This is a genomic window from Psychrobacter sp. HD31 (assembly GCF_051097895.1).
Lineage (GTDB): Bacteria > Pseudomonadota > Gammaproteobacteria > Pseudomonadales > Moraxellaceae > Psychrobacter.
Genome location: NZ_CP142525.1, coordinates 1,735,034 through 1,756,123 on the forward strand (window position 1 = coordinate 1,735,034; position 21,090 = coordinate 1,756,123).

Consider the following 21,090-nt stretch of genomic DNA (forward strand, 5'->3'; position numbering starts at 1 on the left):
GTTAGGTGTTTCTATTAAATATCAAAATGGTAAATCAACAGTAATATTTTCATTTATTTCAGTAGGGACTATAAAGTCAATATTTCTTAGATGTTCTAAGATATCCCTATAAAGAGCCATCGATTTCTCTAAATACTCTTTGGGCAAGTCATCCGATTTGAGATAAAATTTATTCTCAACGTCATAAAATTCAATATTCTTTCCAAAATCATTTAATAACTTCTTTTTATCTTGTTCATCTTTATATGTGGAATTATCATGAATAATCTTATTTCTTAGTTGCTGAAACTGGCCCAATCTTGGTTTATGTTTATTTAATAAGTCTTCACTTAGTCCCGTTGTTAATTTTAAATAATTAAGTCCCGATTTAATGTAATCTCGTCCATTTAGAGAGGAAATATCGAGTTTGCTTTTAGTTTTTTCTTGAATTAATTTACTAAGTTGAAATAATTGATTTTCAAAAAATGAATGTACCAAAGTAATCGACGAATGGTAATAAAATGAGTTTATAGATCGAAGTTGAGTTTCATAAAGGTCATTTACACGAGTTTGTTCTTCTGGTTTTTCTTCTATTTCTTGATTTAAAGAATATTCAAGCTTATCTATTGTTGTTTCAACTCTATTAGAATTTAAATCAAAATACTTCAATAGGTAATTAAATTCCTTTTGTAATTTATTTTCATAGCTTTCAAATGAAAATCTTTTTTGTATAGTATTTTTATATGTAAACATTTATCTCAATATTTGGTAGCCTACGACAAACGACTTTTATATGTTTTGTACGGCTGTAATTTAAAGCAACTTGTCAAATCATGTTATTAGTTATTTAACGTAAAAGCAAGCCAAGTAGGGTGCGTTCCATGCACAGTTCTAAAAACTACTCTAACTTATCTGACATACTATTATCAAATATAACACCTTGTCCCCAATCACTCGTATATACTCCTTTGTTAACATAACGATGAAAACTTGAATATTGCCAATCTCTTACATGTGTCACTAAGCCATGTTTTACAGGATTGTAATGTAAATAATCAATATGTTTTCTGAAGTCGGCAGCATCTTTTATTAGATGTTCATAAAAGCGACGTTGAAATATACCTTTTTCATTTCTTTTAACTTTTGAATAGCTTAATTCTTCTATAGGTAAATGATATTGAGGGCATAATTTGGTTGTTCTACGTTTTATTTGTGACCAGCATTGGCTGTAATTGGTATTATTTCCCAAATACAATGTAGGTGGTCTGGTAATTGCACCCACATGCAATTATTTTAAATGGATAGTTTTTTTGTGTTTCTTTGATACTTGCACGTAATGCTTTTAAAAAGTCAGGATTGGTAAATATTTTTCTACGTTGATAAGACACCAAGGTAAAAAAGTAGGTTGCTCCTTGCGTATATGACCGTATGTAACGTGACATTTTTTGTTCAATTAAGTCCTTTTGTTATGGGCATTATAGAGCATTGGTGCGTGGGACGCACCCTACTTACTTAACAGCTCAAGGTTAGGCTAAATAAACAACTTGAGATTGCAAAAGTTGTTGATGTTTAACAACCCCAAAACAAATATACATATCTATTTTTAGTAAATATTACTTAGCCTGAATATTAGGTAATTCAATATTTCCAACTTTTTTTACAAGATTTGCCTTAGTCGTAACAATTGTATTCAAAAAAGTATTTTTCTCTTCCTCATTTGATACATAGTTGCGATACGAGTAGGCGTATAGAACTAAATAATTTCCAGATTCATTTTTCTCATTTCTGTATCTATAAATATTCCATTCATAAATATTTCCACTACTTAAGATGAATTCAAGAACTATTTCTTTCCCATACTCAAACTTCTCGTAACTGACAATGGGATTAATGCTTTTCCAACCTTCTAACTCATTAATTTTTCCATTAGCGACATATATTGCTGGAAAATCTCCTTTTATAGCTTCTACCATTAGCATTTTTTCATACTCTGGCAAGCTGTCATTTTTTCTTAAATATTCTTGCTTATAATATTCTTTTGATGGATGAGAACTCCATTTAAGTTCGTATACTTCTCCATTAAATTCAATTTCTTTTCCTATAGATAAATATTCAGTTGGTTCAGAGTTAGCGTTTGCAGTTGTGATAAACAATACACTTAAAAAACTAACTGCAAAAAATATATAAATGTTTTTCATGATTAAAATGTCTGTTTGAATGTTTGCTAACGTCTCGATAAACGATATGATGAATGTTTATTTGGAGTTATAAGTTAATGGTTTATTTAACAATATTATTTGTTATTTAACCAAATATCAAGCTAAAAGATAATACCAGCCAATATCTATAAATCCCCACAATTGGTTATGTCGCCTTTTTTAAGTATAATGGATTAATTGTTTGATATAGATGTATCGTAGGACTATAAAAATAGGACACCCATGAGCCAAAATCAAAACTACAACGCCCAATCTTTAGAAGTATTAGAAGGGCTTGAGCCAGTGCGTCGTCGTCCAGGGATGTACACAGAAACCACACGCCCAAATCACCTAGCACAAGAAGTGATAGACAACTCGGTAGATGAGGCGTTGGCAGGCTATGCCAAAAGCATAAAAGTGCAACTGCATGATGATGGCTCGTTGTCGGTAGAAGATGACGGACGAGGCATGCCAACCGATATTCATCCAGAGTTTGGGCAATCGGGCATTGAACTTATTTTAACTCGTTTGCACGCAGGCGGTAAGTTTTCTACCAGCAACTATCAAGTGTCTGGCGGTTTGCATGGTGTGGGTATCTCCGTAGTTAATGCCTTATCTACCCGTGTAGAAGTGACCGTATGGCGAGGTGGCACTCAATATGACATGGCGTTTGAAAACGGCACACCCGTTACGCCACTTAACGAGTCTGTTAGCTCTAATAAACGCAAACGTGGTACAAAAGTGCGTTTTTGGGCAGATGAGCAGTTTTTTGACTCGCCAAAATTTAGCGTAAAACAATTAAAGCACAACCTAAAAGCCAAGGCAGTACTGTCGGCTGGGTTGTCTATCGAGTTTGTTGACCATATCAATGATGAAAAAATAGTTTGGCAGTTTAGCGATGGCGTAATTGAATATTTAAATGAACAACTCGATGGGTTAGAAACCTTACCATCAGAGCCATTTTATCATGACTACGAAGCAGCCAAAGGGGAGCGAGCAGGGGCAACTTTTGCCATTAGCTGGTTACCAGAAGGTGGTACACCAATACAAGAAAGCTATGTTAACTTAATCCCAACGGCACAAGGTGGTACGCATGTTAACGGATTGCGTACAGGTATTTTAGAAGCCTTGCGAGAGTTTTGCGAAATCCATAATTTATTGCCACGCAATATAAAACTGACAGGCGAAGATGTATGGGATGGCGTTAACTATATATTATCGCTTAAATTTTCGGAGCCACAATTTTCTGGGCAAACCAAAGAACGTTTATCTAGCCGAGAGGCAGCAGGGGCAGTGCAGGCCATTGCAAAAGATGCGTTTAGTTTGTGGTTAAACCAGCATGCCGATATGGGCACACAAATTGCTGAGCTTGCCATTAGCAAGGCAGGCAAACGCCTAAAAAGTGCTAAAAAAGTGGCACGTAAAAAAATTACGCAAGGTCCTGCCTTGCCCGGTAAACTTGCCGACTGTAAAGGCGACTTAAAAGAAGGTGCAGAGCTGTTTTTGGTAGAGGGGGACTCTGCTGGAGGCAGTGCCAAGCAAGCACGTGACCGCCATTTTCAGGCAATTTTGCCATTGCGAGGTAAAATTTTAAATACCTGGGAGGTATCTTCTGATACGGTGCTATCTAGTCAAGAAATCCACGACATCGCCATAGCGATAGGTGTTGACCCAGCCAGTGATGATTTGAGTGAGTTGCGTTATGACAAAGTGTGTATTTTAGCCGATGCGGACTCAGATGGCTTGCACATTGCCACTTTGATTTGTGCCTTGTTTGTTAAACACTTTCCTACCCTAATTGAAGAAGGGCACTTATATGTAGCCATGCCACCTTTGTATCGTGTGGATATTGGTAAAGAGGTGCATTATGCCCTTGATGAACCAGAGTTAGAGCAAATACTCGCTAATGCGCCAAAAAACAAAAAGCAGTCCATCACTCGCTTTAAAGGGCTGGGTGAAATGGATGCCGACCAGCTTAGAGAAACCACCATGAACCCAGATACCCGCCGATTGGTGCAGCTAGACTTAGATGACTTAAATCACACCAGTGAGGTGATGGACATGCTACTTGCCAAAAAACGCTCGTCTGACCGTAAATCTTGGTTAGAACATAAAGGTGATTTAGCTGAGCTGGCTGTTTAACGAGCTTATCAACTATTTTTTATCCGCAGCAGTAGGTCGTGTTAAAATTGTAACTAACGAATGCAATCAGCCAATTGTTAGACCTAACACCAGTAATCACCCAATCGAACTGGCTACTTTGTGTTAAATGCAAAGTAGCTGTCTTAACCGTATTTATATTAGATTATTCATATAAAACAGCAGGGATTTTAAATGACCTCAAAGCCAGATAATGATAATCAAGCTTATCAAAATAAAGTATTAACACGTTATGACTTGGGTGTTAATGTACCCAAACGTGGCGGTAAAATTACCCCTTTGCTTTCGAGTGCTTTTCTTAAACTTACAGGGTGGAAGTCGGTTGGTGAGATTCCTAACATTCCACAAGCAATTTGTTTGGCCGTCCCTCATACCTCTAATTTTGATGGCGTTTATGCCTTGCCTGCCATTTTTGCATTGGACTTTGGTGTCAAAATTATGGGCAAAAAAAGTTTATTTAAAAATCCGATTATGGCAAAGCTGATGCATTGGTCGGGCGTTATCCCGATTGATAGAAAGAAAAAAGGGTCTGTACTACAAGCCAGTATTGATGAGTTTAAAAAAGGAAAACCTTTGTTTGTTGGTTTAGCACCTGAGGGCACACGTGGTTATACCAAAGAGTGGAAATCAGGATTTTACTATTTGGCGGTTGGTGCGGATGTGCCAATTTTACCAGTGGCGATGGACTATAAAACCAAAGAAATACGGTTTATGAATCTTGTTTATCCAACAGGCGATTATGAAGCGGATTTAGCCAAAATTTTGGCAATGTATGAAGGGGTTGTACCAAAAGATCCGACTAATTTATCGCAGCCTTTGCAGGATTTAAAGAAGTCTTTAAATAAGTAAAGTGTTTAAATTAAAGTATGGCGCTTTAAGTTCCATTGAGGTTTAAGAAGCGATTTTTAAGGAGCTGGTTTTAAGAAGTCTTGTTATGTGGTGGGTTATGTGATGGGTTGAATAGGTTGAACAAACGATAATGCCAGCACCCTACCTATATTTAGTTGTTTATTGCTAGATTTTAATAGCAATGATTCAATGACTATAATTTTACTGCGCCCTGTTTAACATGTTAAGTTAAACAGGGCGCAGCGCAGGTTTTGCGATATGTGCGACTGTGATAACGGGCTAAAACTGGGGTTGCCCACTTGAAGCACTCACACCGCCATCGACAGGCAAATCAACGCCTGTAATCATGCTGGCATCATCACTTGCCAAAAAAGTAATCGCTGCTGCCACATCTTCAGGCGTAGCAATACGACCCAGCGGGCAACGGTCTAAATATTTTTGGGTTTTTTCATCATTATCTTGGATGTTGGTTGTCATGCTTGTTTTAGTAACACTGGGACTCACAGCATTAACTCGTACGCCATCATTACCATAATCCATTGCCATGGTGCGCGTTAAGTTAGTAACGCCAGCCTTTGCCGCATTATAAGCGGGCATCTTCCAGTCGCCACCAGCACCTGAAATTGACGATACGTTAACAATATTGCCTTTAGACTCAATTAAATAAGGTAAAGCTGCTTGCGATACATAAAAAGTACCGTTTAAGTTAACGTTAATTGATTGTTGCCAGTCATCAATACTTAGCTCGGTTACTTTGCCTTGTATGGCTTTACCGGCATTATTGACTAAGATATCAATGTGTTCAAAACGCGCCATCACAGCGTGCATCATTTTAGTCACTTGTTCATAACTGCTGATATCGCAAGTAATGGTTAAATAATTATCATCATGTATCCATGAATGGTCTTGCGGTAGTAATTCGGCTGTTTCCATGAGTTTTTCTTGATTGCGACCCACCAGCACCACTTCAGCACCTTCTTGTGCAAAACGAATGGCGGTTGCACGCCCAATGCCAGAACCTGCACCTGTAATGATGACCGTTTTATTTTTAAAGCGTTTCATAGCAATCCTTTATTTTAAAAATGTATTATTGTGTATAGGGTTAGTTTAATAAAGATGTGGCAGAATTGCCAATGTTTGTTAATGTCGTTAACTGATGATATGGCTGATAGTTAGGTTGCCGAGGGTTGTTGTGGTTTAAACGAAACATGCAAAGAGGCATGCGTGGTTGCTTATTTTTTTAAAAGCCGATAAGTGTTTTACCACTTTAAAAACAGCACATAACAAAAAACCCAATCATCATTGATGACTGGGTTTAGCGTTACTCAAAAGAGTAAGAATAGTGGCATCCCGTAGGGGATTCGAACCCCTGTTACCGCCGTGAAAGGGCGGGGTCCTAGGCCTCTAGACGAACGGGACGCAATAGAGTAATAGTTAAAAAACTATTTACAAACGCAAGAACATTTTAAATGTGTGCCTAGGTGCTTGCGTTGTCCTTACGAGTTCCTAATATTATTAGAAATATTGGTGGAGCTAAGCGGAGTCGAACCGCTGACCCCTTGCATGCCATGCAAGTGCTCTACCAGCTGAGCTATAGCCCCTCGCTTGGAAGTAGTCATTATAAAGAAAAAATAATGCCTGTCAATTTTTTTTTAATCTTTTTTAAATAAAAAACCAAACCCTTGTGTTTTAAAGGTTTGGTTTACTTGTTTTATCAAATATTTAGGCAGGTTTTTCGCTTATTGCAAAAAATCTGGCAAAGCGGCGGCTGTTTTTTCTAACTTTTTCATTTTCTTTTTGCCTAAACCGCCTAAAACATCTACCGCATGTCGAAGGCGAGTTAAGGTCATATCCGCCCCAATAACATACATAGAGTTCATTACTGGTGTTGATGCTGTTGAGCCTGCAATGGCAATAAAGAACGGAGCCATCATGTCACGTAGTTTGATGTCCATTGCGCCACTTAACCCTTTTAATGTGGCAAAAATGTTTTCTTCGCTCCATACAGGCATGGTTTCTAACTTCCATGTTGCAATTTGTAGTATTTCAATAATTTGCTCTTGGCTAAGTGATTTATGTACAAAGTCTTCTGCACTAATGTCAGGCAAGTTTTGAAAGTAAAAACCACCCCAGTTAACCGCATCAGACAGCAAGTGGATGCGTGGTTGGATTGCGGCTGCAATGGCAGTCAATTTTTCGCTGTCATTTGCCCAATCCAAAATTTTATTTTTTAAGGCTTCTGGGCTAAGCTCACGCAAGTATTCGGCATTTAGCCAATGTAGTTTTTCTACATCAAATACAGGGCCACCAAGTGACACACGGTTAATATCAAAACTTGCTATCATTTCTTCTAGGCTAAATTTTTCTTCTTCATTGGGTAGTGAGTAACCCATGCGACCCAAGTAATTTAATAAGGCTTCTGGTAACACACCGGCATCACGGTAATAAGTGATAGAAGTTGGGTTTTTACGTTTAGAAAGTTTTGACTTATCAGGGTTACGCAGCAGCGGCATGTGGCAAAGTACTGGCATTTCCCAACCAAAGTATTCATATAGCAATTGGTGTTTTGGAGCAGAGTTAATCCACTCTTCACCACGCATCACGTGGGTAATTTCCATTAAATGGTCATCTACGACATTGGCAAGGTGATAGGTTGGCATACCATCTGTTTTTAATAACACTTGCATGTCTACTTGTTCCCAAGGGATTTCTACCTCGCCACGCAGTAAGTCATTAAACTTGCAAACGCCCTCGGTTGGTACCTTCATGCGAATAACATAAGGCTTGCCTTCTGCAACAAGTTTGTCTGATTCTTCACGTGATAACTCTGCATAACGACCATCATATTTAGGTGCATCACCTCGTGCCATTTGTTCAGCACGCATTTGGTCTAGTTCTTTTGTGGTGCAAAAGCAACGGAAGGCATGACCTTTATCTAATAACGCTTCGGCATATTTTTTGTAAATACCGCTACGCTCACTTTGGCGATAAGGTGCATGTTTACCACCAATATCAGGACCTTCTGCCCAATCTAGGCCGACCCAACGCAGGGCATCTAAAATCATTTTTTCTGATTGTTCGGTCGAGCGAGTTTGGTCGGTATCTTCAATACGCAAAATGAACTCACCACCATTGGCTTTGGCAAACGCCAAATTAAATAGGGCAATGTAGGCTGTGCCAACATGAGGGAATCCCGTTGGAGATGGGGCAATACGAGTGCGGACAGGTCTGTTTGTCGTGGTCATTTTTTAGCTCTCTTAAATCGAATAATACAGATAGTGGTTGTTATTAAATATTGCTTGTAATTATAGCCGATTGTGTTTTGGTTTTATAGAAAAAACGGTTGTTTATCTTGTTTCTACTTTTATCTAAACTCAAAAAAGGCCTATGTTATTAGGGATACCCAAGCATTGGGTATGTAAATAAACGGATAAATACAACAGTTACCGCCTGCTTTTTATCAATAACATGGTATTTTGTGCCCATTATTAAGAATATTGAAATATTTACAAACAAATACAACAAAAAACCCTGTGTATAACCTTTGCAGATGGCGTTTATTAAGCGATAATAGTACATTGGTCATATTGCATCAGTTTTAAAGCATTTTTTAAGTTTAGGCATTGTTAAGGAATAGTCTTGTCAGATTTGTCATCATCCGTATCCTCCAGCACAGACTTTACTCACCAAACGGTACTACTGCAAGAAACCGTTGCCAGTGTACTTGGTGTAAAAACGCTAGATGGTTTGAAAAAAAAGAGTGCAGGAACTTATGTGGATGCCACTTTTGGGCGGGGTGGTCACAGCCGTTTGTTGCTTGAGCACCTAGCAGAGGATGCGCGCCTAATTGTATTTGATAAAGATCCACAAGCAATTGCCACGGCAAATGAACTTGCCCAGCAAGATAGCCGTGTAACCGTTGTCCATGAAAGCTTTGCAACGTTAATTGATAGTTTGGTAAAACTTGAGGTTGATAAAGTAGATGGCATCATGGCAGATTTGGGTGTGTCTTCTCCGCAATTAGATGACGGTAGCCGTGGGTTTAGCTTTATGCGAGATGGTGTGGTAGATATGCGCATGGACACCAGCCGTGGGCAGTCAGTAGGTGAGTGGCTTACTGGAGTAGAAGAAGAAACGCTTGCCAACGTGCTGTACGAGTTTGGAGAAGAGCGCCACAGCCGCCGTATTGCGCGTGCCATAAAACAAATGGAATCTTACGACTCGACATTAGAGCTGGCAGAAGTCATTAAACAAGCGCACCCAAAGTGGCAAAAAGGCAAACACCCTGCAACACAAAGTTTTCAGGCCATGCGTATATTCATTAACAATGAGCTTGGTGATATTGATCGCTTTTTAGATCAAAGCATTGATATTTTAGCAAAAGATGGCATGCTGGCTGTTATTAGTTTTCATTCATTAGAAGACAGGCGCATTAAACAGTTTTTTCAAAAGCATAGCCGTGGGCAGTATCCACAAGATGAACATTTACCGATACAACCACAAAGACCAAAATACTTTGCAAAGCCAAAACGCATTGCACCGAGTAAGGCAGAAATCAAAGCAAACCAACGCTCACGCAGTGCATGGCTTAGAGCGGCAAAACGTACAAATATACCAAGACAAAAAGAGCTAGAAAAAACCTAAATTTATTGGTTACAATAGTTTTATAACAGACATTTTTATTATCGAAAAATTAATGGCAATTTCAAAAAAACAGTCTCAAGCAAAAAAGACATCGACGACACAAAAACGAGCGTATACCACGGCAGAAAATGAGGTGGTTGAGTTAATGTCAAAGCGTTATGGCGGGTTAAGTTTTTATACCGTTATTATGTTGATATTGGCGGTTGCTATTGTTGTGACGGGTGTGGTTGCTGCTACTCAGGTGCATCAATATCATCATGGCTATAAAAACCTGAATAAAATGAAGAAAGAATATCTGCAGCTACAAATTGAGCACAACCGACTGCAAATTGAGCAACAAACTTTTAGTGCAACACCCCAAATTGCAGCAAGAGCGATTACCGAACTCAATATGTACTCACCAACAGTAAAAGATAAAATGATTATTCAGCCTCAAGCAAAAAATAATGATGAAAATGCAAAACAGTCAGAGGGAACGCAAGCAGAAGGTGAGGCACGATGAGCGATAAATTTAACAAACCTAAAAAGCCTACAAAAAAAGTAAATGAGTCTAAAATTAAAGTAACTAAGCCGTTAAAACGCCGTGGCTCAAACTCGTCTGCTAAAACTAACAAGACAGCAAAACAAGCACAAGCAAAATCAAAATGGCTATCTAAAGTTTTACCGCTTGATGAGGGTAAAACAGCCAATAAAAAGTCTGTAAATAATCACAGTAGTCATCAAAGCAAAACTTACACCAGCGTAAAAAACCGCAAAACAAGACCAGTTTTTAACAAAAACTCTGGGGCAATGTCCCGAGGCGGTGTAGAAGCAGATGGTGGCCGGTTTGCTATGGTGTGGGCAGTTGCGTTGGTAGCGTTGTTGATTTTGTTAATGCGTGCCTTTTATTTGCAAGTTGCCAATGCGGCTGTTTATCAAGAAAAAGGCAACGAGTTAATCACCAGTGTACGCACACAACATACTTATCGTGGCATGATTACCGACAGAAATAATCAGCCTTTGGCAGTGAGTGCGCCTTTATCAAACGTGTCTTTTAGCCCTTATGATTATGCTCTTAGTTATTATGAGCTTAAAAAAGAAATAAAAAATACGACCAACGAAAAGCGACTTAAAAGTCTTAATAAGCGTTTAGATAAGATGAATTTGGCTCGGTTGGCATCAGCTGCCAATGTCGATGTTAATAAATTGCGTCAGGCAACCAAAATTGATGACAGTATTGATGTAACCGATGCTGACAAAGTAGCGGCAGCCTTGCCAAGTGGTAAAGGCTCGCACTATTTTCCGCTTTTTAATAAAGTAACGCCCGAAATCGCTGATGGGGTCATGTCACTTGACTTTCCTGCTGTTTATGAAAAACAAGATTTTCGTCGATTTTATCCTCAGTCACAACCAAATGCACAATTGGTTGGTTTTATGGGACAAAACGACAAAGACACTGGCTATAAAGGTCGCTCTGGCATTGAGCTGATGTACCAAGAAAAACTGGCGGGTAAAGATGGCAAAGTGTTGGTGTTAAAAGATGCTCGACAGTCTAGCTTAAAAGAAATCGAACAAATTGAACCAGAAATTCAAGGTGAAGATGTCAAACTGACGATTGACTCTCGTTTGCAGTACTTGTTGTTTAAAGAACTAGAAAAAGTAGGGCGTTTGCAAGGTGCATTATGGTCATCAGGTATTGTGGTTGATGTACAAACTGGTGAAGTTTTAGCATTATCGACATGGCCATCTTACAATGCAAACAACTTAAATGAAATGACAGGCGAAAGCCAGCGCAACCGCCCATTGATTGATAGCTTTGAGCCAGGTTCGGTGATGAAACCATTTACCGTTGCGGCTGCGTTAAAGTCTGGCAAGTTTGGTAAACATGCCGTTATAAATACCAGTCCTGGTTATATTCGAGTTGGTGGTTACACAATCCGTGATCATAACAATTTAGGCAGTATTAGTTTTGCCACCTTGCTTAAAAAGTCGAGTAACGTTGCTTCTACCAAAGTAGCGTTAGCCTTGCCAGCAGATGCCATTAGCCAGATGCAACAGCAGTTTGGCTTTGGTGAAAAAACAGATCTTGGTTTTCCTGGAGAGGCTAAAGGGATGGTGACAATCCCTAAAGAAAGAGAATACGCAAGAAGAGCGACGGTAAGTTATGGCTATGGTTTGCAAGTAACTTTAGCACAACTTGCACAGGCTTATGCTGCACTTGGTTCTGGCGGTGTTATGCACCCATTAAGCTTGGTAAAACCGGATAAGCCAACAGAAGAAGGCATTCAGGTATTGGATAAAGACGATGCGCTTGCGATTGTTGAAATGATGGAAACCGTTACTCAAGCTGGCGGTACAGCAACCGCTGCTGCTATTGATGGCTACCGTGTGGCAGGTAAAACAGGTACTTCACGCCGTGTTAACCCAGAGGGTGGCTATTATGAAGATCAGTACCGTACGGTATTTGTGGGTATGGCACCTGTTTCTAACCCACGTTTGGTAGCTGCAATTTTGGTCGAAAATCCCCAAAAACAACATTATGCGGGTGAGGTAGCGGCACCGGTATTCCACAGTGTTATGAAAGACGCTTTACGTTTATACAATGTGCCACTGGATAAACCTTTAAAAACGCAATAATAAAATTTGATGTACTGAGCTTTAACGTATAAACGCATAGTTAAAAACTTGATTATCTGCGCTTTAATAAGTTGACCTAAAGCTGATTAAAAAAGGACACACGATGACCACATTAAACCAACTGATTGGTAAGATGGCTAACCATAATGTAGACGGTGTTTTTGCCAAACTCGATTTAACCAATGTTGGCGACATAGGGTTTCAGGCGTTTTGTTTAGATAGCCGTCAGGTTAAAGAAGGCGATGTGTTTGTTTTATTATCGAGCACCACACAAACATTAGATAAAAGTGTTGGCTATGCACGGCAAGTGATAGAAAAGTCTGCCTATATTATTTCTGAAATTCCAGTTGAAAAATTGTTTGATGCAGATATCAATCTGAAAAAATATCAACAAAAGTTGGTTTCTGCCCCACGTATTCGTGAATGTTTGGGCGATTTGATTCAAGCACAATTGCAACAAACACAACAAGTTAATCTGCCCACTGTGGTGGCGGTGACAGGCACAAATGGCAAAACGACCATAAGCCAGTTAGTGGCACAATTAACCGAGCAAAGCGGCAAAGCCTCAGCCATTATGGGCACAGCAGGCAATGGGCGGTTAGGCAACTTAACCCAATCGACGCATACGACGGGAGACGTGCTGGCAGTGCAGCGGTTTGTGCATGAGATGGGTGCAGACAACATCGACCTGTTAGCATTAGAAGCCAGTTCGCACGGTTTGGATCAATACCGCCTGCAAGGCGTGCCTGTACAAGTAGCGATATATACGAACCTTAGCCGAGACCATCTTGATTACCATAGTGACATGGATGACTATGCCGGTGCAAAAGCACGTTTGTTTAATCGAAACAACTTTCCAAATCTGACCCATGCCATTATCAATCTTGATGATGACTATGCAGCCACCATGCTGGAGTCTGCCAGCAAAAGTGGTGTGCAGGTTTGGACGTATAGCATGCAAGCAAATAAGCAAGCAACTTTTGTTGCCCAACAAATTAAACCAAGCTTAACAGGCGTGGAGATTGAGCTTGTTAGCGACTTTGGTACAGTGTGGTTAAATAGTCCATTATTGGGTTTGTTTAATGTGGCAAATTTATTGGCGGCTGTTGCAGGCGCACATGCCTTGGGTGTAGACATGCAAGATATGCCAACACTCGTTGCTAAGCTGCGTGGTGCAGATGGTCGTATGGATAGAGTCGTATCAAAAAAAGGCTGTTTTATTGTTGATTATGCCCACACGCCAGATGCCCTGACGCAAGTTTTAACCAGCCTTAAAGCGCATTGCAAAGGCAACCTTTGGGCGGTGTTTGGTTGTGGTGGTGATCGAGATAAAGGTAAACGACCATTAATGGCACAAGCTGGCTTGGCAAAAGCAGATAAAGTAATTTTGACAGCCGATAACCCCCGTTCAGAAGATCCAATAGATATTTTACAAGACATGCAGGCAGGCATGACGGATGAACAGTATGCACGTATTCATATTGAGCCAAACCGTCAAACGGCTATTGAATATGCGGTTAATCAAGCACAAGACAATGACATTGTTGTGATTGCAGGTAAGGGACATGAAACCTATCAAGAAATTAACGGCGTGCGTTATGACTTTGATGATAGAGTCATACTAAAAGAGGCGTTGGCAAGCATCTTAAAATAAACATCATAATAAAAGGAAAAAAATGACAAAAGATACAGGCTTATATACTTGGCAAGCGGATAACTTAATTACGGCAACCCAACCAGTAAACGGGCATTGGCTAGATAAAAGCCTGCCAAGTCTTGCCAATATTAATACGGCTCGTATTTCTACCGATACTCGCACTATTAGTGATGGCGATATCTTTCTTGCGTTATCAGGCGATAACTTTGATGGGCATAATTATGCACAAATGGCGGTAGAAAAAGGTGCGGTGGCTGTTATCGTTGAGCGAGAAATTAAAGGGGTAAATGCGCCGCAACTACTGGTTAGCGACAGTCGTTTGGCATTGGGTGCGTTGGCTGGGTTTCGTCGTCGTCAGCATAAAGACGTGACAATAATTGCCATTACAGGCTCTAGCGGTAAAACAACGGTTAAAGAAATGCTGGGCAGTATTTTTAGCAATATTGCGCCAACTTTGGTTACTCGTGGCAATCTAAATAATGATTTGGGTGTGCCCATGATGCTATTAGAGATGTCTGATGAGCATAAATTTGCAATTTTAGAGCTAGGTGCCAATCATATTGGAGAGATTGCTTATACAGCAAACATTGTACAGCCTGACGTTGCCGCTATCTTAAACATTGGTACTGCTCATTTAGGTGAGTTTGGTGGATGTGAGGGCATTTGTAAAGCAAAATCTGAAATTTATCAGGTGCTTGATAACACACAAACAGCCGTTGTGCCAGAGCTTGATGAGTTTGCTGATAAGTTGCGGGCCGTTGCTGCCGATCATACTCACCAAATCATTGGTTTTGGCAAAACGGACGTAACCATCAGTGATGTGCAAATTTGCCCTTTAAGCAGCCAATTTACGCTTAATGTTGGTGATGCGTGTCAGCCCATCACATTACCGCTGGCAGGTGAACATAATGTCACCAATGCCATGGCAGTAACAGCGTGTGCGATTGCCGTGGGTATCTCACTTGAACAAATTGCTTTAGGGTTAGCCCAGGTTAAACCGCCGCGTGGACGTTTATACAGCCATACCGTGGGCAAGCATTTACTAATTGATGATACCTATAATGCTAATCCAAACTCTATCAAGGCTGGGGCAAGTGTGGTTATGGCTCAAGCTGGCAAAAAAATACTGGTGCTGGGTGATATTGGTGAGCTTGGCGATGCAGCCAAAGATGAGCATTATAAATTGGGTGAAGACTTGGCAAATATGGGTATTGAACATATCTTTGCGCTTGGCGAGTTTGCGCAAAATACGGTTGATGGTGCCAATAATATAGCGGATGTTCAGGCAGTTGCTTATACTGATAAATCGCAACTATTGGCTGACTTGCAGGCATTTGTCATAAAAAATAAAGATGAAGCTTGTACAATTTTGTTTAAAGGTTCTCGATTTATGAAAATGGAAACCTTGTTTGAAGCATTAATTTAAAATATCAGCTTGGCAAGTTGTTTTATGGTTTGTTTTACAACGTTGATAAAAACAAAGATATAAAAATACAACAAAAAAAGTCATCAATTGATTTAGAATGGTATCTTTTTTGTTGATTTATCTAAAATCCTTTAGGAGTGCGTGGTGCTAGTTTGGTTATTTGAATGGCTTAGCCAATTTTATTCGCCGTTTTCGGCAGTGTCGTCATTAACTTTGCGAGTTTTACTTGCAGTTATTACGGCATTAGGTTTTTCGATGATGTTTGGCGGTAAAGCAATTGAATACCTTCGTACGCTAAAGTATGGACAAGCAGTACGTGATGATGGTCCTCAATCACATTTAGCAAAACAAGGTACGCCTACCATGGGTGGGGTGTTGATTTTAACGGCAATTGGTGTTGCTAGCTTGTTGTGGGGGGACTTAACGAACCCTTACATTTGGATTTTAATGGCGGTGATGGTAATTTTTGGCGCTGTTGGTTGGGCAGATGACTGGCTAAAAATTAAACATAAAGACCCAAAAGGGTTGATTGCACGTAAAAAATATTTTTGGCTATCCGTGGGCGCATTGTTTGCTGGTGGTGCAATGTATTATATTGCAACGCAACAAGCAGATGTTGCAACCACAAATGCCATGCAAGATTTATTGGTTCCCTTGTTTAAAGATTGGTCAATTCCACTTTCTCTTATTCCTTTTGGGTTGGGTTTTATCATCTTTACTTATTTTGTTATCAATGGGGCATCCAATGCGGTTAACTTAACTGATGGTTTAGATGGGCTTGCTATTTTGCCGGTGGTTTTAGTGGCAGCGGGTTTGGGTGTATTTGCCTATGTATCTGGCGATGTACGTTTTGCTGAATACTTGCATGTGCCTTATATTAGCTATAACTCCGAAGTTACCATCGTTTGTGCCGCTATGGTTGGCGCTGGCTTGGGCTTTTTATGGTTTAACGCTCACCCAGCACAAGTGTTTATGGGCGATGTGGGTGCGTTAGCATTAGGCGGTTTGTTAGGTACCATTGCCGTTATGACACGTCAAGAAATTGCGTTTGCGATTATGGGCGGTTTGTTTGTGGTTGAAGCGTTATCGGTTATGCTACAAGTAGGCTCATATAAACTGCGTAAAAAACGCGTGTTTAAAATGGCGCCATTGCATCACCATTTTGAAGAGTTAGGCTGGAAAGAAACCCAAGTGGTGGCACGTTTTTGGATTATTGCCATTATTTTAGTTATTTTAGGGTTGATGACATTAAAATTACGTTAAACGTGTTTTATAAAGTCGATTATATTATGACAAATTGTAGGCAGCTAAAAGGCTGCCTTTTTTTGTGTTATTTTTTTATAACAACGGGTTAAACAAACCCCCACCAAAAGCATTAAATTAGGGTACAATAGGGTCTATGTTCATAGCAAATTATCTTTAAAATATTGGCTCTTGCAATCGCAATAAAAGGAGCAGCGTCATGACTGAGCAGCAACATCAATCACAAACCCAGGCAAAAAAAAGCCCAGATAATATCCAATATACAGATGTTATTATTGTTGGGGCGGGTCCTATTGGGCTAAGCATGGCACGCATGCTTTCTGGTGGTGAATTAAAAGTACATATTGTGGAAGGGCAACCCGAAGACACCATCACGAATCCAGCATTTGATGGACGTGAAATTGCCATTACCCACCGTACAAAAGAAATGATGCTTAATCTCGACCAATGGCGGCATATTGAACCAGAAAATGTGCACTTGCTAAAACGTGCAGAAGTATATGATGGCAACTCACCATTTGCATTGGGTTTTGACAAACCAGATAGCGTAAGAGGTAAACCGATTGAAACCTTGGGTTATCTTTTAGCAAATCATCGTATCCGCAAAGCAGCTTATGATGCATTAAAAAATGAAATTGCTAATCCAACTTATTTAACCACCCACTTTGGTAAACGTGTTAATGCCGTCAACACTAATGATGAGATTGCCGAGGTAAGTCTTGAAGACGGGACGATTATCCGTGGCAAGCTAGTATTGGCAGCAGATTCTCGTGTGTCGTTTATGCGCAAAGCACTTGGTATTAGTGCGGATATGCATGACTTTGGGCGCACCGTTTTGGTGTTTGGTACTACCCATACCCAAAGTAATCAACAAACGGCACATGAAGGATTTTACTATGGCAAAACTTTGGCGGTCTTACCGTTAGGTGAGTATAAATCTTCTATGGTGATTACCGTGGATAATAGCCAAGTGGCACGCATAAAAGCCATGAATAAAGAAGAACTTGCGTGCGAGATGAATAATTGGCTTAATGGGCGTCTAGGCGAGATAACCGTTACCAGTGATATCCACAGTTATCCATTGCTTGGTGTGCATGCCGATAAATTTTATGGTAATCGCTGTGCGTTGATAGGTGATGCAGCCGTTGGTATGCATCCAGTAACGGCACACGGTTATAATTTAGGGATGGAGAGTGTGGCAATTTTAGGCAAACTACTCATACAGGCGGCTCAAAAGGGTGAAGACATTGCCAACCCACGCTTGTTGGCACGTTACCATGTGACGCATAGTACCAAAACAAAAGCCATGTATCATGGCACCAATGCGATTGTAAAACTATATACTGACGAACGCCCACCCGCTAGGTTTGTTCGCCGTGCCGGGCTGCGGCTAAGCAATAGCTTTGCACCGGTAAAGCGTTTAATCACTGCCCAATTAACTGGTTAGGCACTGTTTTTGATGATGACTAACCGCATTTTTGTTTGTCCCATTTGTCAGTCACCCATGGAGCTTGATAAACAAACATGGTTTTGTGATGGTAGCTTGAATCCAAAGTCTGTCAAACATCCGTTTGATGTAGCCAAACAAGGCTATGTTAATCTATTGCCTGTACAAAATAAAAAAAGTAAATCTCCAGGTGACAGTCAGGCGTCTATCTTGGCACGTCAGCGTTTTTTGCAAGCAGGTTTTTACCAACCACTACAAATTAAACTTTATCAACTTATTCAAAAGCATTTAAAAAAATCGCATCAGCAGCCTGATATGAGTCGTATACGATGGCTTGATATTGGCTGTGGAGAAGGTTATTACTCACAAAAAATTGCGACCATCCCAAGCATTAGTCAATTAATTGCGATAGACATTAGCAAACCTGCTGTCAGTGAGCTGGCAAAATCAAGTAAACGCCAGCATCTGTTATGGCATCAATCTCAAGTAATCAATCAACAAACCCATCAAAGTGCGCTAAATCAAGGGATTGTCCCCTTAGTTGCCAGCGCCTCAAAATTACCATTACAAGACAACTGCTTAAGTGGTGTTAGTAGTATTTTTAGCCCAATTTTACCGCAAGAGATTGATAGAGTTTTATCTAAAAAAGGCATTGTATGTATTGCTAAACCAGATGTTGGGCATCTTGCTAGTATGCGTTCTGCCTTGTTTGATGAGGTAAGAGAACATCAGTCTGATAAGTTTTTACAGCAGTTATATGATGTTGGGTTGACGCTTTTAGAAGAAGCATTTGTTGAGACAGATTTGATACTCAATCAGCAGCAGTTAGAAGACTTGCTCACGATGACACCATACTCTTATCGAGCAAAAAGAGAAAACAGAGAGGCGTTATTGCGCCAAGCAGATACCACAGGTTTTAAGACAACCGCAAAGTTTGTGGTTTATGTTTTAGAGAAAGACAGAAAAACAAATTATTAACTAGCTGTGACCTCAAAAACCAATCATCTTTTAGACACTCTCATATCATTTATATTTATTTTTTGTCAATAAAAAATGACTGTTTTTAATGACTAAACAGGCAAAGTGTCTTCCCAAAAGTATACAAAACAGTGTATATTAAAAAAATGTATGGATTTTTTAAATTAAAAAAGGAGCGTTGTTCATGGAAAGAGTTTGGTTAAAAACATACGAAGAGTTGGGGTTGCCTTATAAAATAGCTAACTTCCCTGCTGCTGATACCTCATTAATTGATATATTTGAAGAAAGTTTTAAAAAGCATCACAACCTGCCTGCATTATACTTTATGGACAAAAGCATGTCTTTTGCTGAGCTAGATAAGTATAGTCTTCAAATTGCAAGCTACTTACAGTCGCGTGGCTTACAAAAAGGTGACCGAGTTGCGGTCATGTTACCAAATGTCTTTCAATATCCTATCCTTGCCTTAGGCATTTTGCGTGCAGGCTATGTACTAGTTAATGTTAATCCTCTATATACCACTCGAGAGCTAGGGCACCAATTGCAAGATTCAGGTGCAAAGATTTTATTTATTTTAGAAAACTTTGCCAAAACTTATCAAGATATAGAGCACAAAACAGTTGATGAAGTAGTTATTTGCCGTGTTGGTGATATGCTGGGTGGCTTTAAAGGCGGGCTAATTAACTTTGTACTGAAACATGTTAAAAAAGACATCCCAGCTTGGCATATTGCTGGGCATAAAAACTTTAAAGAGGTACTAGGGCAAGTATCTACTGATAAGTATGTGCGCCCACAAATAACACTAGAAGATACTGCTGTGCTGCAATATACAGGCGGTACGACAGGTGTATCTAAAGGTGCTGAGTTGTTACATAAAAACTTGGTAGCAAACCTCATTCAGACCGACCAATATACGGCAGGGTCATTGAATCCTGACGAAAATAATAACATTATGTGTGCATTGCCTTTGTACCATATTTTTGCATTTACGGTTTGTTTATTGAGTGGGTTGTACCGTGGTGATGCCAACATCTTAATCCCTAACCCAAGAGATTTACCAAAGCTTGTGGATGCATTTGACAAGTATAAGCCGAGTATTTTCCCTGCCGTTAATACCTTATTTAATGCCTTGGTTCATGATGAGAAGTTTAAAACGTTAGATTTTCCTAATTTTAAATTTGCGATGGGCGGTGGCATGGCGGTACAACAGCCGGTATCTGATGCTTGGGAAGCAATTACTGGTGTGAGTATTTTGCAAGGTTATGGCTTATCAGAAACCTCCCCAATTGCGACCAGCTCGCCAGCGGGCGCACCTTTTAATGGAACCATTGGTTTACCTTTCCCTGATACCGATGTGGCAATTTTAGATGATGAAGGCAATCTTGTGCCTATTGGAGAGTCTGGAGAAATCTGTGTGCGTGGTCCTCAAGTAATGAAAGGCTATTGGAACCGACCAGAAGCGACAGCTGAGGTAATGACAGCAGATGGGTTCTTCCGTACCGGTGATATTGGTGTCATGGATGAAAAGGGTTACTTTAAAATTGTTGACCGTAAAAAAGATATGATTTTAGTATCAGGCTTTAATGTTTATCCAAATGAGCTAGAAGAAGTCATAGCTGGGCATCCAAAAGTACTAGAAGCCGGTGTTATTGGTATACCAGATGAAAAAAGTGGCGAAGTGCCTAAATTCTTTATTGTTAAAGATGACCCAAGTTTAACCGAAAAAGAAGTTAAAGCGTTTTGCCGTAAAAATCTAACAGGCTATAAACAACCACGTGCAATTGAGTTTATTGATGAGTTGCCAAAGTCTAATGTGGGTAAAATTTTAAGAAAAGACTTACGTAAGCTAGAAGGGCTATAAAATAAAGTTAAACTA

The 21,090-nt window shown here is 39.8% G+C and carries 16 protein-coding genes and 2 tRNA genes; 11 read left to right on the forward strand and 7 right to left on the reverse strand.

Going from position 1 to position 21,090, the window contains the following annotated elements:
• Positions 1 to 21: 21 nt before the first annotated feature.
• The 3 genes from VH441_RS07765 to VH441_RS07775 all read right to left on the reverse strand — a co-directional run bounded on the left by VH441_RS07765 (position 22) and on the right by VH441_RS07775 (position 2,177).
• Positions 22 to 732, reverse strand: coding sequence for a hypothetical protein (locus tag VH441_RS07765; protein WP_434353079.1), 711 nt, complete (start codon positions 730 to 732; stop codon positions 22 to 24).
• A gap of 145 nt (positions 733 to 877) precedes the next feature.
• Positions 878 to 1,261, reverse strand: coding sequence for an REP-associated tyrosine transposase (locus VH441_RS07770; protein WP_434353080.1), 384 nt, complete (start codon positions 1,259 to 1,261; stop codon positions 878 to 880).
• 331 nt (positions 1,262 to 1,592) lie between these two features.
• Positions 1,593 to 2,177 carry a hypothetical protein gene (locus VH441_RS07775; protein ID WP_434353081.1) on the reverse strand — a complete coding sequence of 195 codons (585 nt, stop codon included), beginning with the start codon at positions 2,175 to 2,177 and terminating at the stop codon, positions 1,593 to 1,595.
• A 243-nt stretch (positions 2,178 to 2,420) separates the two neighbouring features.
• Between VH441_RS07775 and parE the strand changes: the two genes are divergently transcribed.
• Together parE and VH441_RS07785 are read left to right on the forward strand one after the other, a co-directional pair.
• Complete coding sequence (gene parE / locus VH441_RS07780; protein ID WP_434353082.1) at positions 2,421 to 4,319, forward strand: DNA topoisomerase IV subunit B; 1,899 nt, start codon at positions 2,421 to 2,423, stop codon at positions 4,317 to 4,319.
• A 192-nt stretch (positions 4,320 to 4,511) separates the two neighbouring features.
• Entirely contained in the window at positions 4,512 to 5,186 is a 675-nt protein-coding gene (locus VH441_RS07785) for a lysophospholipid acyltransferase family protein (RefSeq protein WP_434353083.1), read from the forward strand.
• Between the two features lie 279 nt (positions 5,187 to 5,465).
• Here VH441_RS07785 and VH441_RS07790 read toward each other — a convergent pair whose 3' ends face one another.
• From VH441_RS07790 to gltX, 4 genes are all read right to left on the reverse strand, one after another.
• Positions 5,466 to 6,248 carry an SDR family NAD(P)-dependent oxidoreductase gene (locus VH441_RS07790; protein ID WP_434353084.1) on the reverse strand — a complete coding sequence of 261 codons (783 nt, stop codon included), beginning with the start codon at positions 6,246 to 6,248 and terminating at the stop codon, positions 5,466 to 5,468.
• Positions 6,249 to 6,529: 281 nt separating this feature from the next.
• Positions 6,530 to 6,605 (reverse strand) — tRNA-Glu (locus tag VH441_RS07795).
• A 106-nt stretch (positions 6,606 to 6,711) separates the two neighbouring features.
• Positions 6,712 to 6,787 (reverse strand) — tRNA-Ala (locus tag VH441_RS07800).
• A gap of 138 nt (positions 6,788 to 6,925) precedes the next feature.
• A complete protein-coding gene (gene gltX / locus VH441_RS07805; protein WP_434353085.1) occupies positions 6,926 to 8,431 on the reverse strand; it encodes a glutamate--tRNA ligase in 1,506 nt (501 codons plus the stop codon).
• Positions 8,432 to 8,834: 403 nt separating this feature from the next.
• Here gltX and rsmH point away from each other — a divergent pair, with 403 nt between their 5' ends.
• From rsmH to VH441_RS07850, 9 genes are all read left to right on the forward strand, one after another.
• Positions 8,835 to 9,830, forward strand: a complete 996-nt coding sequence (rsmH, locus tag VH441_RS07810) for a 16S rRNA (cytosine(1402)-N(4))-methyltransferase RsmH (RefSeq protein WP_434354384.1) — start codon at positions 8,835 to 8,837, stop codon at positions 9,828 to 9,830.
• A gap of 52 nt (positions 9,831 to 9,882) precedes the next feature.
• Complete coding sequence (gene ftsL / locus VH441_RS07815) at positions 9,883 to 10,332, forward strand: cell division protein FtsL (protein ID WP_434353086.1); 450 nt, start codon at positions 9,883 to 9,885, stop codon at positions 10,330 to 10,332.
• Entirely contained in the window at positions 10,329 to 12,446 is a 2,118-nt protein-coding gene (locus VH441_RS07820; RefSeq protein ID WP_434353087.1) for a peptidoglycan D,D-transpeptidase FtsI family protein, read from the forward strand. The genes ftsL and VH441_RS07820 overlap by 4 nt, the downstream gene beginning before the upstream one ends.
• A gap of 103 nt (positions 12,447 to 12,549) precedes the next feature.
• The gene (locus VH441_RS07825) at positions 12,550 to 14,100 is read left to right on the forward strand and encodes a UDP-N-acetylmuramoyl-L-alanyl-D-glutamate--2,6-diaminopimelate ligase (RefSeq protein ID WP_434353088.1); all 1,551 of its coding nucleotides are present in this window, start codon (positions 12,550 to 12,552) and stop codon (positions 14,098 to 14,100) included.
• 22 nt (positions 14,101 to 14,122) lie between these two features.
• A complete protein-coding gene (locus tag VH441_RS07830) occupies positions 14,123 to 15,529 on the forward strand; it encodes a UDP-N-acetylmuramoyl-tripeptide--D-alanyl-D-alanine ligase (RefSeq protein WP_434353089.1) in 1,407 nt (468 codons plus the stop codon).
• Between the two features lie 144 nt (positions 15,530 to 15,673).
• Positions 15,674 to 16,792 (forward strand): phospho-N-acetylmuramoyl-pentapeptide-transferase, encoded by a 1,119-nt coding sequence (gene mraY, locus VH441_RS07835; protein ID WP_434353090.1) that lies wholly within the window; start codon positions 15,674 to 15,676, stop codon positions 16,790 to 16,792.
• A 199-nt stretch (positions 16,793 to 16,991) separates the two neighbouring features.
• A complete protein-coding gene (ubiM, locus tag VH441_RS07840; RefSeq protein WP_434353091.1) occupies positions 16,992 to 18,239 on the forward strand; it encodes a 5-demethoxyubiquinol-8 5-hydroxylase UbiM in 1,248 nt (415 codons plus the stop codon).
• Between the two features lie 12 nt (positions 18,240 to 18,251).
• Positions 18,252 to 19,217 (forward strand): putative RNA methyltransferase, encoded by a 966-nt coding sequence (locus tag VH441_RS07845; protein WP_434354385.1) that lies wholly within the window; start codon positions 18,252 to 18,254, stop codon positions 19,215 to 19,217.
• Between the two features lie 184 nt (positions 19,218 to 19,401).
• Positions 19,402 to 21,075: an AMP-binding protein gene (locus tag VH441_RS07850; protein ID WP_434353092.1), complete on the forward strand. Its 1,674-nt coding sequence runs from the start codon at positions 19,402 to 19,404 to the stop codon at positions 21,073 to 21,075.
• The last annotated feature ends 15 nt before the right edge of the window (positions 21,076 to 21,090 follow it).